16 protein-coding genes and 1 pseudogene are annotated in these 15,857 nt (G+C 64.3%); 10 read left to right on the forward strand and 7 right to left on the reverse strand.

The features are described 5' to 3' along the window. Positions 1 to 65 precede the first annotated feature (65 nt). Both C1H84_RS12620 and C1H84_RS12625 read right to left on the reverse strand, forming a co-directional pair. Positions 66 to 305 (reverse strand): hypothetical protein, encoded by a 240-nt coding sequence (locus C1H84_RS12620; RefSeq protein WP_113607562.1) that lies wholly within the window; start codon positions 303 to 305, stop codon positions 66 to 68. 106 nt (positions 306 to 411) lie between these two features. Beyond that, a complete protein-coding gene (locus tag C1H84_RS12625; protein WP_113607713.1) occupies positions 412 to 1,209 on the reverse strand; it encodes an HAD-IIA family hydrolase in 798 nt (265 codons plus the stop codon). Positions 1,210 to 1,406: 197 nt separating this feature from the next. On the opposite strand from C1H84_RS12625, the gene C1H84_RS12630 reads away from it, so the two are divergent. The 7 genes from C1H84_RS12630 (at position 1,407) to C1H84_RS12660 (ending at position 8,396) form a co-directional block, all read left to right on the forward strand. Next, positions 1,407 to 2,060, forward strand: coding sequence for a TrmH family RNA methyltransferase (locus tag C1H84_RS12630; protein WP_082123777.1), 654 nt, complete (start codon positions 1,407 to 1,409; stop codon positions 2,058 to 2,060). Positions 2,061 to 2,182: 122 nt separating this feature from the next. Beyond that, positions 2,183 to 3,430: a M23 family metallopeptidase gene (locus C1H84_RS12635; RefSeq protein WP_146956059.1), complete on the forward strand. Its 1,248-nt coding sequence runs from the start codon at positions 2,183 to 2,185 to the stop codon at positions 3,428 to 3,430. Between the two features lie 145 nt (positions 3,431 to 3,575). After that, on the forward strand, positions 3,576 to 4,598 hold the full coding sequence (gene fbaA, locus C1H84_RS12640; RefSeq protein WP_047118166.1) for a class II fructose-bisphosphate aldolase: 1,023 nt from the start codon (positions 3,576 to 3,578) through the stop codon (positions 4,596 to 4,598). A gap of 2 nt (positions 4,599 to 4,600) precedes the next feature. Then, positions 4,601 to 5,014 (forward strand): DUF3151 domain-containing protein, encoded by a 414-nt coding sequence (locus tag C1H84_RS12645; RefSeq protein ID WP_053797195.1) that lies wholly within the window; start codon positions 4,601 to 4,603, stop codon positions 5,012 to 5,014. Positions 5,015 to 5,114: 100 nt separating this feature from the next. Then, entirely contained in the window at positions 5,115 to 7,316 is a 2,202-nt protein-coding gene (locus C1H84_RS12650; protein WP_113607564.1) for an RHS repeat-associated core domain-containing protein, read from the forward strand. After that, positions 7,301 to 7,660, forward strand: coding sequence for a hypothetical protein (locus C1H84_RS18030; RefSeq protein WP_146956061.1), 360 nt, complete (start codon positions 7,301 to 7,303; stop codon positions 7,658 to 7,660). Before C1H84_RS12650 ends, C1H84_RS18030 begins: the two co-directional genes overlap by 16 nt. Positions 7,661 to 7,994: 334 nt before the next feature. Further along, a complete protein-coding gene (locus C1H84_RS12660; RefSeq protein WP_047118159.1) occupies positions 7,995 to 8,396 on the forward strand; it encodes a hypothetical protein in 402 nt (133 codons plus the stop codon). Between the two features lie 296 nt (positions 8,397 to 8,692). Here C1H84_RS12660 and C1H84_RS12665 read toward each other — a convergent pair. Further along, positions 8,693 to 8,839 (reverse strand): annotated as a pseudogene (locus tag C1H84_RS12665) (IS110 family transposase); the annotation flags it as partial. A gap of 750 nt (positions 8,840 to 9,589) precedes the next feature. Between C1H84_RS12665 and C1H84_RS12670 the strand changes: the two are divergent. Together C1H84_RS12670 and C1H84_RS12675 are read left to right on the forward strand one after the other, a co-directional pair. Beyond that, on the forward strand, positions 9,590 to 10,225 hold the full coding sequence (locus tag C1H84_RS12670) for a DUF4956 domain-containing protein (RefSeq protein WP_047118158.1): 636 nt from the start codon (positions 9,590 to 9,592) through the stop codon (positions 10,223 to 10,225). Continuing rightward, on the forward strand, positions 10,225 to 11,076 hold the full coding sequence (locus tag C1H84_RS12675; RefSeq protein WP_047118243.1) for a polyphosphate polymerase domain-containing protein: 852 nt from the start codon (positions 10,225 to 10,227) through the stop codon (positions 11,074 to 11,076). Before C1H84_RS12670 ends, C1H84_RS12675 begins: the two co-directional genes overlap by 1 nt. Positions 11,077 to 11,179: 103 nt before the next feature. On the opposite strand, the gene C1H84_RS12680 is transcribed toward C1H84_RS12675, so the two are convergent. The 4 genes from C1H84_RS12680 to C1H84_RS12695 form a co-directional block, all read right to left on the reverse strand. Beyond that, on the reverse strand, positions 11,180 to 11,848 hold the full coding sequence (locus C1H84_RS12680) for a response regulator transcription factor (RefSeq protein WP_047118157.1): 669 nt from the start codon (positions 11,846 to 11,848) through the stop codon (positions 11,180 to 11,182). Then, on the reverse strand, positions 11,845 to 13,305 hold the full coding sequence (locus C1H84_RS12685; protein ID WP_231736031.1) for a sensor histidine kinase: 1,461 nt from the start codon (positions 13,303 to 13,305) through the stop codon (positions 11,845 to 11,847). The genes C1H84_RS12680 and C1H84_RS12685 overlap by 4 nt, the downstream gene beginning before the upstream one ends. After that, a complete protein-coding gene (locus C1H84_RS12690) occupies positions 13,289 to 13,702 on the reverse strand; it encodes a hypothetical protein (protein ID WP_113607565.1) in 414 nt (137 codons plus the stop codon). Before C1H84_RS12690 ends, C1H84_RS12685 begins: the two co-directional genes overlap by 17 nt. Positions 13,703 to 13,927: 225 nt before the next feature. Then, positions 13,928 to 14,413 carry an Lrp/AsnC family transcriptional regulator gene (locus C1H84_RS12695; protein ID WP_047118154.1) on the reverse strand — a complete coding sequence of 162 codons (486 nt, stop codon included), beginning with the start codon at positions 14,411 to 14,413 and terminating at the stop codon, positions 13,928 to 13,930. A 106-nt stretch (positions 14,414 to 14,519) separates the two neighbouring features. Between C1H84_RS12695 and kynU the strand changes: the two genes are divergently transcribed. Beyond that, entirely contained in the window at positions 14,520 to 15,800 is a 1,281-nt protein-coding gene (gene kynU, locus C1H84_RS12700) for a kynureninase (protein ID WP_113607566.1), read from the forward strand. Positions 15,801 to 15,857 lie beyond the last annotated feature (57 nt).

Consider the following 15,857-nt stretch of genomic DNA (forward strand, 5'->3'; position numbering starts at 1 on the left):
GACCCCTGCCGTGGCAGGGTCAATGCTTGGCGGCGAATTGCCGCCCCGGCGGCCTCGGGAACGGATCAACGGCGCTTGGCCCACAGTCCGACGACCAGCACCAGGTAGACCAGCACGATGAAGCCGAACAGCTTGTGCTCGCCCCACACCACGGTGTTGCTCATGGAGCAGTGCAGTTCCGCCCCGGCGCCGAGGCATGAGCGCATCGCGTAGTTCACGGCGATCAGCAGCGTCAGGCCCAGATAGAGTCCCACGGCGATGAGCACGAACTTCCAGACCCGCCGCCGGGAACGATAGTTCTCCATGGCACCTAGTATCCGCCAGTGTTCCGTCCCTGCCTAGGGTGTTGGTGCGACAAAGAAAAATGCCCCGGCAGCCGGTTCAACGGCTGCCGGGGCATGGGAAACTAGGCTACTTGGAAGCGGCCTTGGTTTCGGCCGGATTGGCGTCGGACGGGACGCGCCCCTTGACGAGTTCGGCATGCAGGTTGGCAACCGACGGGTACTGCAGGTCGGGGCGGAACGGGAAGGTGTCCATGTCCTCGCGCGCGGTGATTCCCGAGTAGACCAGCGCGGTCAGCAGGCCTGCTTCCATGCCCGCGACGATGTCGGTGTCCATGCGGTCGCCGATCATGGCAGTGGTCTCCGAGTGCGCGTCGATCCTGTTCAAAGCCGAGCGGAACATCATCGGATTCGGCTTGCCCACCACATACGGATCGCGGTTCGTCGCCCGGGTGATCAGCGCGGCAATCGCGCCAGTGGCCGGGAGGCTGCCCTCGGCAGATGGGCCGGTGGCATCCGGGTTGGTGGCGATGAACTTCGCGCCGCCCTCGATCAGGCGGATGGCCTTGGTGATGGCCTCGAAGGAATAGGTGCGGGTTTCGCCGAGCACCACGTAATCGGGGTTCTGGTCGGTCATGATGAACCCGGCGTCGTGCAGGGCCGTGGTCAATCCCGCCTCGCCGATCACGAAGGTGCGTCCGCCCGGGCGCTGGCGCGCCAGGAACTCGGCGGTGGCCATGGCGGAGGTCCAGATGTTCTCCTCCGGCACGTCCAGCCCGGAGGCCAGCAGGCGGGCGCGCAGGTCGCGCGGCGTGTAGATGGAGTTGTTCGTCAGCACCAGAAAGCGCAGGTTGTTCTCGCGCCAGTACTGCAAGAGCTCCGAGGCGCCCTTGAGTGCGTGGTTTTCGTGGACCAGGACGCCGTCCATGTCGGTCAGCCAGCATTCGATATCGTGGACGGTGCGTGCGGCGCGGTTGCTGAGGGTCACGAGGTGTCATTCCTCCATTGGCAGTAGGTGGCGGGAGCTATCTGCGCTGAAAGTTTCCCTGTAACCCAAAGCCTACACAGCATCCGCGGGAGGTGCAGTGAACGGCGGCACTCCCGCGACCTACTACCCTTAAATGTGTGAGCCACGAAGTGAACGAAGCAACCGAGAACACCGCCGAGCACGTCATCGGCGTAGGGCCCTGGGAAGGCGAGCTGCCGCAGGACGAAAAATATGATCCGCAGCTGCTGGCCGAAGGCGACCGCCGCAACGTCGCCGACAAATACCGCTACTGGACCATGGATGCGATCATCGCCGACCTCGACGAGCGCCGCCACGACTTCCACATCGCCATCGAGAACTGGCAGCACGACATGAACATCGGCACCGTGGTCCGCTCCGCCAACGCCTTCTTGGCCAAGGAAGTCCACATCATTGGACGCCGCCGCTGGAACCGCCGCGGCGCCATGGTCACCGACCGCTACCAGCACGTGCGCCACCACGCCACGGTCGAGGAATTTGTCGCCTGGGCCGAAGCTGAAGGGCTGACCATCCTGGGCATCGACATCTTCCCGGATTCGGTGCCGCTGGAAACCTACGACATCCCGCGCAATTGCGTCCTGGTGTTCGGCCAGGAAGGGCCGGGATTGAGCCCGGAAGTCCACGCCGCGGCAAAGGACACGCTGTCCATCGAGCAGTTCGGCTCCACCCGGTCGATCAACGCGGCCTCGGCCGCAGGCATCGCGATGCATGCTTGGATCCGCCGCCACGTCTTCGGGCAAAAAGTAGGTTAACAAGGAATTTATTAATAAGCTCTTTAGTCGAGCATCTGGATTAGTTGCCATTGAACCCCTAGGCTTGGAAACGATATGAATTTGTGATCCGGGGGGATTAATCCGTGCGTCGACGTCATCAGGTGAACCATGACCTTCTTCTGCCCGGGCTTCCCCGACGCAAAAAACCGGTGGTGGTCTGGGGGATATCGACTGCCGCAGCACTGGCGCTGTCCAGCGCCGTGGCGATTCCCCTGGTGGCCCAGTCGGCTGATCCGCGCAACGGCGACATCCCTGTCGCCATCAACGCGTTATCCGAGCCCGGGCTGTATAACGATCCGATCCTCGTTAGCCAGGACGCCCCGCTTCATGCATTCGGCGGCTCCGGCAAGGAGCTGGCCATCGACGGACGCCCGCTGGGCATGCTGGCCGGCGCCGACGAATCCCCGGTGGATGAGCAGTCCGAATCGGAGGAGAACTCCACGCTGCTCGCCGGCGAGGTGGGCCAGGTCGGCGAACTCCCCGGCGGCCTGCAGCTGATGCACCCGGTCACAACCCGCCGTATCTCCAGCCCCTACGGCTGGCGGTCGAACCCTACCGGCGCCGGCAACCAGATCCATATCGGCCAGGACTACCCGATCGCCTGCGGCTCCCCGGTGTATGCCGCCGAGGCGGGGACCGTGACGGTGTCCGGCTGGGCGGGGCACTCCGGCATGCGCGTGAGCATCGACCACGGCAGCGACGTGCAGACCGGCTACAGCCACAATTCAAAACTCATCGCCTCGGTGGGCCAGGAGGTCAAGCAGGGCGAGCTGATCGCCCTGTCGGGAACCACCGGCAACTCCACCGGATGCCATGTGCACTTCGAGGTCATCGTGGACGGCCGCTGGCATGATCCGCGCAACTACCTGCCGATCATTCCGGGCCAGGGCCAAGCGATGATCGATTCCTCGCGCCTGACAGTTAATGCCAACAGCGCGCCGAAGGGCGATGGCGGCAAGCCGCCGGTGCGCGACGAATCCGATCTGAGCACCGATCCGGATGTCGTGGTGCCGAAGGATGACACCCCGGTGGTCCCCAAGCCGAAGCCCGGTGCCAAGCCCAAGCCTTCGCAGTCCCAGAAGCCCGCGCCGTCGCCGAGCCAGACCCAACGCCCGGGATCCTCGGCTCCAGACTCCGAATCGCCAAGCGCCAAGCCCTCGCCAAGCACTGCGCCGTCCGAATCCGAGTCGCCCAGCGGATCGGCGAAGCCCACCGGCGAGGCGACGCCGCCAACCGAAGCCCCCTCGACCGGACCGACCCCGAGCAAGAAGCCAACCTCGGCGCCAACCCAAAAGCCGGGCTCGCAGAGCCCGTCCGGGTCCGGCTCCGGCGCCGCCGAGTCGAGCTAGCCCGCGATGCAGCCGGGGCAGGGGCAGAAGTTGGCGTGTCACGAAGACAGATTTAGGTCTGCCGGCCCCTGCAAACCGATAGGATGGACACGAACTGCCGTCGACGGCGACGCGTGAACCCCGCCAATCCTCACAGGAGTGAAGCATGCCTATCGCAACCCCCGATAAGTACAATGCAATGATCGATGCCGCCAAGGCTGGCGGCTACGCCTTCCCAGCGGTGAATGTCACCAGCTCGCAGACCTTGAATGCCGCCATCCGCGGTTTCGCCGAAGCCGAATCCGACGGCATCATCCAGGTTTCCACCGGCGGCGCCGCCTACTGGTCCGGCGCCTCGGTTAAGGACATGGTTGCCGGCTCGCTGGGCTTCGCAGCCTTCGCCCGCCAGGTCGCCAAGAACTACGGCGTGAACATCGCGCTGCACACCGACCACTGCCCTGCAGACAAGCTGGACGGCTTCGTGCTGCCGCTGCTGGCCGCCTCGGAGGCAGAGGTCGCCGCCGGCCGCGACCCGTTCTTCAACTCGCACATGTGGGACGGATCGGCCGAGACCCTGGAAGAGAACCTGCGCATCGCAGCCCAGCTGCTGCCGCGCACCGCCGCCGCCAAGCAAATCCTCGAAGTTGAGATCGGCGCCGTGGGCGGCGAAGAGGACGGCGTGGAGAACGCCATCAATGACAAGCTGTACTCCACCGTCGAGGATGCGCTAGCCACCATCGACGCCCTGGGCGCCGGCGAAAAGGGCCGCTACATCACCGCTTTGACCTTCGGCAACGTCCACGGCGTCTACAAGCCGGGCAATGTGAAGCTGCGTCCGGAGCTGCTCAAGGACATCCAGGACAAGGTCGGCGCCAAGATCGGCAAGGCCAACCCGTTCGACCTGGTCTTCCACGGCGGCTCGGGCTCCACCGACCAGGAAATCGCCGACGCGGTGTCCTATGGCGTGATCAAGATGAACATCGACACCGACACGCAGTACGCCTTCACCCGACCGGTGGCTGGCCACATGTTCGCCAACTACGACGGCGTGCTGAAGGTCGACGGCGAGATCGGCAACAAGAAGACCTACGACCCGCGCGTCTGGGGCGCCAAGGCCGAAGAATCCATGGCCGCCCGCATCGTGGAAGCCGCCCGCCAGCTGGGCTCGGCAGGAAAGAGCCTGAAGTAGCCATGGTCGGAGAGAACCTGCTGGGCATCCCGGCCACGCTGCTGCCGGAGGAAACCGACGTGCTCGCCCGCCTTGAGGCCGGCGACGAAGCGGTGGATCTGGCTGCGAAGTTCCCGTCGTCCTCCCTGGTGTGGGCGCTGCTGGCCGACGAAGCACACGCCGAAGGCCGCACCGTGGAATCCTACGCGTACGCCCGCGTGGGCTACCACCGCGGCCTTGACGCGCTGCGCAAGGCCGGTTGGCGCGGACAGGGTCCGGTGCCATGGAGCCATGAGCCGAACCGCGGCTTCCTGCGCTCGCTGTACGCGCTGGGCCGCGCGGCCGCAGCCATCGGCGAAGCCGAGGAAGTCGAGCGGATCGGGAAGTTCCTGAACGATTCGGATCCGAGCGCCCGGGCGGCCATCGAGGCCAAGTAGCCCGAGAAGCAGCATCCTCGCATCATTGCCCGGGCCGGTCCCGCATCGGCCCGGGCAATCGTGCGCTTCGACGCGTTCGATAGCAAGCAGCGGAATAGCGATGAGCAACGTGCAGCCAAGCTACCCGCTGGGCGCGGTCACCACGCGCGAATACGATGCGGTGGACCGCGTGATCGCCGAAACCGACCCGCTGGGCCGGCGCACCACCGCCGGGTACGACGCCGCCGGACGGCCCACCTGGCAGCAGGATCCGCACGGGCGGCTGTCCGCCACCGCCAGCGCGGGCAACACCCTGGTTCAGCTGCAGCGCGATGCGGCCAACCGCTGCGTGCGCATCACCGATGCCACCCGCGGCGACGGGCGCACCGCGCACACCGACGCCAACGGCCGGCGCACCCGCTGGCAGCGCGATGCCGCCGGGCGCGTGAGCGCCGTGCAGCACCCGGTGTTCGGCACCGTCAGCTACGCCTACGACCTCTCCGGCAACCTGGTCGGTGCCGTGGCCGGAGACCTGGCCCAGTACTGGGACTACCGCGGCGGCGTCCTGGTCGCGCACCGCCTCGCCGGGCCGGACGGGATGGAAACCAGCACCCTGGAACGCGACGAGGACGGGCGCATCACCGCCATCCATGACGCCGACGGCACCACCGCCTACGCCTATGATGCCGCCTGCCAGCTGGTGCGGATGAGCGGGGCGGATGGCACCGTGACCGAGTGGCGCTACGCCGCCGCCGGGCGTCTGGCGCGTGAAACCGTGGATGGGCAGACCCGCGACTACGAGTACGACGCGGCCGGGCAGCTACGCGTGCGCTCGACCGATGACACGGCGACCACCTACGACTACGACGGCGCGGGACGGCGCACCGCCGCACACGCGCAGGACGGGACCACCCGTTACCAGTGGTCCGCCATGGGCACGCTGCGCGAGGTCGAGCGCACCGCTGCTACGGGCACCACCCGCCACGAGCTGTGGGTCGACGCGCTGGGTGAACTGGCCGAGGTTGACGGCACCGGCCTGTGGTGGGACACCGCAGAGTATGCACCGCGCGTCCTGTCGGTGGGTGGCCTCTCGGTCACCGCGATGCCCGGCGGGCTGGCCGCGGTGGACGGCACCCTGCTCTCGGCCGGCTGGCGCGGCGAACATCCCACGGCGGCGGCCAACCCCTGGGCTCTGGCAGGACAGTCGCTGCCCGGCCTGTCTGAGGGCCTGGGCCTGGCCGCCAACGGCGGCGTACAGGTTGCCGGGCTGGACTGGCTGGGCGCGCGCGCCTACGATCCGTCCACCCGCGGCTTCTTGTCCGTGGACCCGCTGGAGCCGGTGATCGGTGCCGGCTGGGCGGCCAACCCCTACTCCTATGCGGGCAATGACCCGCTGCACGCCATCGACCCGCTCGGCCTGCGCCCGGTCACCGAAGACGAGTTGACGGCATACCGCGAATCGAACAACGGCGCGCTGGCCGCGGCCGGCGACTGGATGAGCGAGAACTGGGAGTATGTTGTTGCCGGCGCTGCCATTGTGGTGGGTGTCGGATTGATGTTCACGGGTGTGGGCGGTCCAGCTGGACTGGCCCTGATGGCCGGTGCCGGAGCGCTCGTTTCAGGCGGAATCTCCGTGGCATCGCAAAAGCACCAGAACGGAACTGTGGATTGGGGGAAAGCGGGAGTAGATGCCGCCATTGGGGGAGTTTCCGGTGCGTTTGGTGCGGGGACCGGCGCATTAGTAGCTGCCAAATATGGTGGGGGTCTGGCCGCACGCGCAGCAGTCGGTGCTTCGAGCGGTGCTGTTGAAGGTGGTGTGTCGGGCGTTGCGGGATACGCGGTGGGAGACGGGCCGCACACCGTGCAAGGGTACGTGCAATCAGGCCTGACCGGGGCAGGGATCGGCGGAATAACAGGAGGGGTTACCGGGTACAAACCTGCATGGTTGAACCGCGACACCGCCAGCACCTTCAGGTTCGGAATTTACCGGTCCGGGTACACGCATGGCGAGACCCTCCTGTACCGCGCGGGTGACAGCACGAGCACCTCTCCGTGGGGCAGATTCTGGTCCAGTGATCGTCCAGTCAGTATTGAGCAGGTCAGAAACGACAAGGCGGTCCTTCCGGTGTGGCCCACGGGTGACGCGAGCCCCATCGACAGCGCATACCGTGCCTCGTTCACGCCGGGCACAACCACTTATTCAGGGACTGTGGCACCCCAGACGGGCAATGATGGCACTATTTATCCTGGAGGGACAAATCAGACCTATATCCCGAACCCGTGGGACCGAGGGGAGATCATTGAATCATGGCAGCTGAACTAGAACGCAAATCGTTCGGGCAAGTTGCGGAGCAGTTGCGTGAACTGTCTTCGTACGTGAAACACGAGCGCCTCACGGCAGCCGCCCAGACATTCAGGGCGTTCGCCAGTGAACTTGAGGCGGGTGTCCGTCCTGATCGGCTGCGGCAGATCACCCGGGAACTGCAAGAGGCGCTGCGAGCCGGTCCCATGAGCATCAGCGATCATCCGGTAACGAATTCAAGCGGGGAAGTGGATTCTCAAGCTACGGCAAGATTTGCGGTGCTGATCGGGGAGCTGCGCAGATTCGCCCGGCACAACGGCGGACGGACCGGTCTATTCGGCTTGCTGGGTAGGCGGAAACGGTAGGTTGTACTTCATGGAGTCCTTCGCGTTGAATTGAATGCCAATCCGCGATCACACAAGCGACATTGCTTGCTCACGGTACCCACCGATGTGTACGCAGAATCCGGCTACGTGAAAATTACGACCAGGTGGATGCCGAATAGGATTAGCGGTCCCGAAGTTCCGTGGCAGCCAAGTTGAAGCGGCTGACGGAACTGGGAGGGTGCTGAGTGACGTTCGGTCGTCAGCTTGTCGCGATGTCTGGAAGCTTCGAACACAGTGGTTGCGTGGAGATTGCAACAGTGAGCATCGAATCGCCGTTCGAGGAAGATGACTGTAATGGAAGTCGGTGGAGACAATGATTGAGAAAGCTGAGCGCAAACCGCGTTATGCCAAGGGGGCCGACGCCGTGTCCTGGGCCGTTGCCATCGCCGCTCCATTGTCGGCAGTTGCGTTGTCTCTGTCCTTCGTGGGGGTGGGTGTGCTTCCACTGCTTTTGCTGGGAGTAGCCGTAGGAGTGCTGTGTGGATCTGCGATGTACTATTTTCTGCGTCCAAATCTGGCTGGTGTGGCGCTTTCACTAGTGGTCTTCGCCAGCATTGCGCTGCTTGGCCTGACCGAGAGCCGATGGCTGGGTTTGTGGCCAACGGAATTGGTGAGTGCGGCGTCCGGGGCCATTATCGGGGCACACTTCAGGTTCCTGGCGGATCGGCGCTATTCGAGAACCGGCAATGTGTCGCGTCGTGAGGGAAGAGTTTGAAGAACGCTCGGTTCAGGGTCCGCCGAATCAATAATGGCGCCCGCAATTTTCTTCGCAGTGCGTTATATGACGTCGAGGCAATCCCGCCGGGGCGGTTATGTCAGCTTTCCGTGTAGGGCAAGTAGCTTCCCGATAACTCATAAGCGAAATCTGTAGACATCGGCGCGTGGACTCCAACCTTTACTTGTCGTCGTGACGTTATTGGTTCAACAAGCCGATCGAACCCGCTGGAAGGGCGGTGCCGGACGCCGGGACAAGTGGTAGTCGCTATTCAGGGGGTGCCCCCATGTTTAAATTCAAGCAATTTTCAGCTCTGGAACATCATAAAGTGACCCACCCCGGATCATCGCGAACAGCACCGTCAGCCGGCGGTGAGCCAGGGCGATGAGCGCCTGATTATGCCGTTTGCCTTGGCCTCGTTTCTGGTCATAGTAGTCACGGCTTGCAAGGTACTTTGAGGGAATGTGGCAACTAGAAAGTGCCCAGAAGTACGAAAAGACTGCATTTGAACTTGAGCGCGGTGTCACGCCACAACGGCTATATCGAATCTGCAAGACGGTTTTGGGCACGGTCACCGGACACCATGATGGTCTGTTGGTAATTTACGTTCAAAAATCTGACGGATCACCGGCCTCCAGAGAAATTGAAAATATAATGTTTTACTCAAAGAAGTTCAAGCTTTCGCGCGCCGAACCGTTATTGTTGCTACATTCCATTGGACTCCCCGTGGATTCCGGTGGTAGGCATTAAAAGGTCATCTGACGCACTGTATCTAATGAAATAGGCGACCGTACACCTAGGGACGAAGTGCGGAAGGACTACGCACTGGGGGTGTGGGTCGAATCTTCCGATGGGTGCATCAGGCAGATCTGGCTCCTGAAAGGGGCACCGCAAGCTGGTGAGCTGCCTGGTTCAGCGATCTAGTTGATAAGAAGACGCTGGAGTTGGTCTATCTTCTGATCGCTTCCGGAGGCACCCGATCCGCCCTTGACTCCTCGTGCGCCGGGGTCCCTTGTTCTCTCGGGTGATTGATGCGGGTTTTTCAGGGCCTCCACCGGTAGCGCCGGACCGCCAGTTGTTGTCATGCATCCCAAGACGCACATGAGAGTCTTCTCATCGGCTTCTTTTATTTCCTTCATTTGGCCTTCCTACTCTTGAAACAAGAGATGAACTTTCGGTGAAAGGTAAATAAAATGTTGTCATTCTGGATGGGTTTGGCCGCCAACGTCGTTGGCATGACCGTGCTGGTGTACTTCGTCTACTTCCGCCGGCACTTCCGCCGTGATCTGGTCCTTGCCTACATCGCGTTGAGCATGGGCATCTTCGCGGTCACCATGCTGCTGTCCGGCTCGGGCGCCGGGGTTGGCCTGGGCATGGGCCTGTTCGGCATCCTTTCGATCATCCGCCTGAGGTCTGACACCCTGACCCAGGAGGAAGTTGCCTACTACTTCATCTCGCTGGCCATCGGCCTGGTCAACGGCCTGCATCCGGACCCGGCTTGGTTCTCCCCGGCGGTGACCGCGGCCCTGGTCGTGGTGATGTTCTTCGCCGACCATCCCGGCTTCGCCCCGCGCACCCAACGCCAGACAGTGACCCTGGAAAAGGCCTACCCGCGCTCGGAAGATCTGGCCCGGGCCCTGGAGGAGCTGCTGGGCGCCAAGGTCCTGCGTACCGTGGTCATCGAGCTGGACATGGTCCGCGACCTGACCATTGTGGACGTGCGTTTCCGGGTCGGCCCGAGCCGCGGCGAGCGGGAATCCGGCGGTTCGTACCAGCTGGCCAACGCGCCCCGGCAGAATGCGCCGGTCGCCCAGGAGACGTGGTCCTGATGCAGCCGCTCGCAGGCCGCGCCAAAGCCGCGCTGGAAGAAGCAGTGGTGTGCCGTGCACCTATCGGCCTGGACGAGGTGATCGACCAGGCGGCCCTGCAGACCCGCGTGGACCGCAAGTTCCTGCTCACCGCCCAAGAGTTCACGGCCCTGGCGCAGCGGCTGCGGGAGGATTTCAAGATCATGGAGATCGACGGTCTGCGGACCTTCCGCTACGAATCGGTCTACTTCGACACCGAGGATTTCGCCCAGTACCGCGCGCACCGCCAGGGGCGCCGGCGCCGCTACAAGGTGCGCAGCCGCACCTATGCGGACACCGGGCTGTCGATGTTCGAGATCAAGACCAAGGGCCTGCGCGGCGCCACCGTGAAACACCGCATCGAACAGGAACTGGACGACGCGGGGCGGCTGACCGACAGCTCGCTGGAGTTCCTGGACCAGGTGGTGTCCAGGGAATACGGCGAAGAGGTGCCCGATTTAATGCCGGTGCTGGACAGCTCCTACATCCGCAGCACCTTCGTGAACCCGCTGGACGGGGAACGGGTCACCTGCGACGTGGAGCTGGAGTACGCCAACGGCCGGCAGCAGGTGCAGGGGCCGGACTTGGTGGTGGTGGAAACCAAGTCAGCGGACGGGCGCGGAGTCAGCGACCAGGCGCTGGCGGCACTGGGAATCCGCCCGGTGAGCATGAGCAAGTACTGCATCGGCATTGCGCTGCTCAATCCGCAGCTTCCTGCCAACAAGTGGAGCCGGCTGCTGGAGCAGCGTTTCGGGTCGTCCCGGCATGCCAGCGGTCCGCGACCCGCTTCGAAGCTCCGGGGCACCGGGCCCTGGCAGGCCGCCGCTAGCTAGCGCGGCCGGCGCCTCCGGCCCCCTCCACGGAAGGCGCTCCTCAATGCCTTGGCCGCCAGCCCCGCAAGGGGACAGGCGGCCAAGGCATTGGTTTTGCGGGATCCTAGGATTCGCGGGCCAGCCTGTAGCCGACGCCGCGCACCGTCTCGAAACGCTCCCCGCCCAGCTTGTTGCGCAGGTAGCGCACGTACACGTCCACCACGTTGGAGCCGGGGTCGAAGTCGTAGCCCCAGACCCTGGAGAGCAGCTGCTCGCGGCTGAGCACCAGCCCCGGGTTGCGCAGGAAGGCCTCGGCCAGTGAGAATTCCCGGGCTGACAGGTCCACCTCGACACCGTCGACAGTGACCAGACGGCGCAGCAGATCCATTTCCATGTTTCCGTGCGAAAGGACCGAGACGTCGGAGGACGAGTCTTCGGTGCGCAGCCGCAGCCGCACCCGGGCCAGCAGCTCGTCGAAGTGGAAGGGCTTGGCCATGTAGTCGTCCGCGCCGTTCTGCAACCCGGCCACGGTGTCGTCCACGCTGTTTCGGGCGGTCAGGATGATCACCGGGACGTCGATGTGCGATTCGCGCATCCGACGCAGCAGGCTGAAGCCGTCCTCGTCCGGCAGCCCCAGGTCCAAGATGATCAGCTCGAAATTCCCGGACCGGGCCTGGGCGTAGCCCTCGCGCGCGGTGGCGCAGACGGTGGGGATGAAGCCGGCGGCCTTCAAGCCCTTGGCAATGAAGGAGCTGATTCGCGGTTCGTCTTCGATGATCAGGATGAGGCTCATACGCTGTGGGCTCCTTCGGCCAAGGGGATGTCGATGTAGAACGTCGAACCGCTGCCGGGCACGGAATCCACCCAGACCGATCCGCCGTGGGAATCGGCGATGGCCGATACGATATTCAGGCCCAGCCCGGAGCCCTTGGCCCGGTCGCTGTTCTGGCCGCGGCCGAAGCGCTCGAAGATCCGTTCAAGGTCTTCGGGGGCGATGCCCACGCCGGCATCGTGCACCCAGAGGCGCAGCACCGGCGCCTTGTCCTGCTCTTCGAGCATGGCCGAGCCTAAATCGATGCGCGAACCCTCGTCGGAGAATTTCACGGCGTTGGCGGCCAGTTGCAACATGGCCTGGGTAATGCGGGCCGGGTCCAGGGTGACGTTGGCTTCCTCGCGGTGGCCGATGCGCCAGTCGCGGTTTCCCAGCGCGCGGACCTTGTCCAGGATTTCGTCCAGCAGGGTGCCGATGTCGGTCGGCTTGGCGGACAGGAAATCCGCGCGATTGGCCCCAGCCAGGGTCATCAGGTCGTTGATCAGCAGCGACATGCGCTTCAGTTCGTCCAGTGCGATGTCCTTGGTCTGGGCGACGTCCTCGGAATCCTGGACATCCATGAGCTCCAGGTGGCCGCGGATGATGGTCACCGGGGTGCGCAGCTCGTGGCCCACGTCGTCCAGCAGCTGGCGCTGGGAATTCAGTGCGTCCTGAAGCCGGTCAAGCATGTCGTTGACGGTGACCGTCAACTCCGCGAACTCGTCGTCCCCGGTGACCTCGATGCGCGAGGACTGGTCGGATTCGGAGATCTGGCGGGCGGTGTCGCGCAGCCGGCGGATGGGTTCGAGCATGCGCCCGACAATCAGGTAGGCTGCACCTCCGGCAAGCAGCATCACCACCAGGCCCACGCCGAAGAACACCATGAACTGCTTGTTGATGCGGCTGACTTCGGCCGTGTAGTCGTAGGCCAGCACGAAGCGTGCTGGCTTGGGGTCGGAGGAGAGCTGGATCGGAACCACGATGGCGCGGTATTCGCTTAGTTCAGTCTCGAAATTCTCGATGCGCACATGCTGGTCCGCGGCGCTGGTCTTGGCCCATTCCAGGAACTGCGGGTCTTCCTCCAGCCGCATTTCCACGGTGGCGGGGGCAGTCCACTGCAGCTGGTCCGCGCTCAAACCCACCATGCCCTGGTAGCGGGCGGGCAGCGTGCGCTGCATGGCAGTGTAGAGCAGGTCCTCGGCGTGCTTGAAGCCGTTGCCGGTCTGCGGATCGATGCCGGTTTCCGCCAGCACCCGGAATTCCTCCACAGTGCGGGTCAGCGAATCATCCAAGCGCGCGTTGAGCTCCTGGCGTTCGTAGACGTAGATCGCGGCACCGGAGACCGCCAGGGCGAAGCCAACCAGAAGGATCATCGAGGCGAGCACGCGGGCTCGGATGGAGACCCGGCGACGCGGCGGTCTGCTAGTCGTCGTCATCATCGTCGTCATCGTAGGCGTCGTCGTCCCAAGCGTCGTCATCATCCACTGGGGCCTTCGGCGGAAGCGGTTTGACCGGACCTTGGGTGGGCTTGGGAGAGCTGGTTTTCGAAGGCCTCGGCTTGCTGGAGGCCGAGGGGCTCGCCGAGGCCGACGGGCTGGCCGGTTCCTTGGGGTCTTTGCTCGGGGTAGGCGCGGCCGACGGGTCGGCAGGTTCCCCGGTACGCTCGGCGAAGCCGGCGTCCTCGCTGGGCACCTCGGATTGGTGGACGACGATGCCTGGGCCCAGATCCCTCTGGGAAGGTCCGGAGACCAACTGAGCCAGAGCCGCGATTCCCGCTCCGATGATGGCGAGAGCCGCGACCAGGCCAATCGCCCGAAGCGCTATGCGTTTTCCCATGTCCTCATTCTCGTCGTGCCAGATGAGACGAACATGAGAAAACGGCTCATCGTGTGGTGTGCTCCCCAATCGCAGCAAGGCTCATGATACGGCCATGTGAAATAAAAATCATCAGGTCATCGAGGGTTCGCAGAATTCTTCGAATGATGTGGTGCGACGGCGCAGTCCGCAGCGCAGGCACCTGGATTTCAGCGGATGTTCACCTGACGTCCACCGGCACCCCGGCTAGCGCAGGTGCTCGAAGATGATATTCGTCTGCGTGGAGGAGAACGCACGGTTAGATCCCAGATGGCTCGCGACGAAAGTGCGCAACTCGTCGATGGACCGGGTGGCGACCCTGATGAGCAGGTCCGGGGTGCCGCCGAGCACGAAAACGTCGCGGACCGGAGGCAGCGCCGCCAGGGCCTTGGCCGCGGGAAGCATCCGGTCCCTGGCCTGCGGGGCGACGATCACGGAGATCATCGCGTTGACCGTGACACCCAGCAGCTTCTCGTTGATCTTGGCCTCGTAGCCCTCGATCACCCCGCGGGTGCGCAGCATCTTGACGCGTCCCAGGCAGGTCGAAGGAGCCAAGCCCACCCGCTGCGCCAAGACGTTGTTCGCCAGGCGGGCATCCCGGCTCAGTTCGACGAGGATCGCCAAGTCAACCTCGTCGATGTGAACGGAATTCGCCGAGTCGGCCCCCGAAACTGCCCATACTGAATCCGGCACGGATCAGCCTCCCTATTATTTGCAAAAATTCGGAACCCAAGAAATTTTCCTGCTTCTGATTCTACGATGGAGGGACATTCATGGCATCCAGGAAGGGAAGCACAGCGTGCAGACGGTACACACCCGCGAGGAATTGGCACAGCTCGACGCGCAGGATCCGCTGCGCCGGTTCAAGAACCGCTTCGCACTGCCCGAATCGGTGATCTACCTCGACGGCAACTCGCTCGGTGCGCTGCCCCATGGCGCGGCCGAACGCGCGGCGCAGGTCGTCACCGCAGAATGGGGCCAAGGCCTGATCCGCTCCTGGAACGAAGCCGGCTGGTTTGAGCTTCCGCTGGTGCTCGGCGACAAGCTGGGCCAGCTGCTGGGAGCGAACCCCCGCGAAACCGCTATCACGGACACCACCAGTCTGAACCTGTTCAAGGCGCTGGCCTCCGCGCTGCGCACCCAGAAGTCTGATGCGCCGCAGCGCCGGGTCATCATCACCGAACGGGACAACTTCCCGACCGACATCTACATCGCCGAGGGACTGGCCGACCTGGTCAACTCGCTGTCGCAGGAAACGGGTGTGCCCTACGAGGTCAAGCTCATCGATGACGAGGCCTCGCTGCGCGCGGCCCTGGGTGATGACACCGCCGTGCTGGCGCTGTCCCACGTCAACTACCGGACCGGTTCCATGTGGGACATGAATCAGATCACCGCCGCCGCCCACGACGCCGGCGCGCTGGTTATCTGGGACCTGGCCCATGCCGCCGGTGCGGTCCCGGTAGACCTGAACGGCGCGGACGCGGACTACGCGGTGGGCTGCACCTACAAGTACCTCAATGGCGGGCCCGGATCCCCGGCCTTCATCTGGGTCAACGCCCGCCACCACGACCGCTTCTGGCAGCCGCTGTCCGGCTGGTGGTCGCACAACGCCCCGTTCGAGATGGCCGAGCACTACACCCCGGCCAACGACGTGCGCCGCTTCATGTGCGGCACCCAGCCGGTGACCTCCCTGGCCATGATCGAGGTCGGGCTGGATATCGCCCTGGAAGCGGACATGGACGCGGTGCGCGCCGCCTCGCTGGAACTCACCGACCTGTTCATCGAGCTGGTCGAGACCCGCTGCGCCGACCACGGCCTGGAACTGGTCACCCCGCGCGAGCACGCCCAGCGCGGCAGCCACGTCAGCTTCCGCCACGAGCACGGCTACGAGATCATGGCGGCGCTGATCGCCCGCGGCGTCATCGGCGACTACCGCGAGCCGGAGGTCCTGCGTTTCGGCATCACCCCGCTGTACCTCTCGCGCACCGACATCTGGGATGCGGTGGAAATCCTGCGTGAGATTCTGCACACCGGCGACTGGCAGCGCGAAGAGTTCACGGTCCGAAATGCCGTGACCTAGGCGGTATCCGCCAGACCCCGGATCTTCGGCGAAGATCCGGGGTGAAAGCTCCCGAGT

Source organism: Glutamicibacter soli, assembly GCF_003309065.1.
Taxonomy (GTDB): Bacteria; Actinomycetota; Actinomycetes; order Actinomycetales; family Micrococcaceae; genus Glutamicibacter; species Glutamicibacter soli.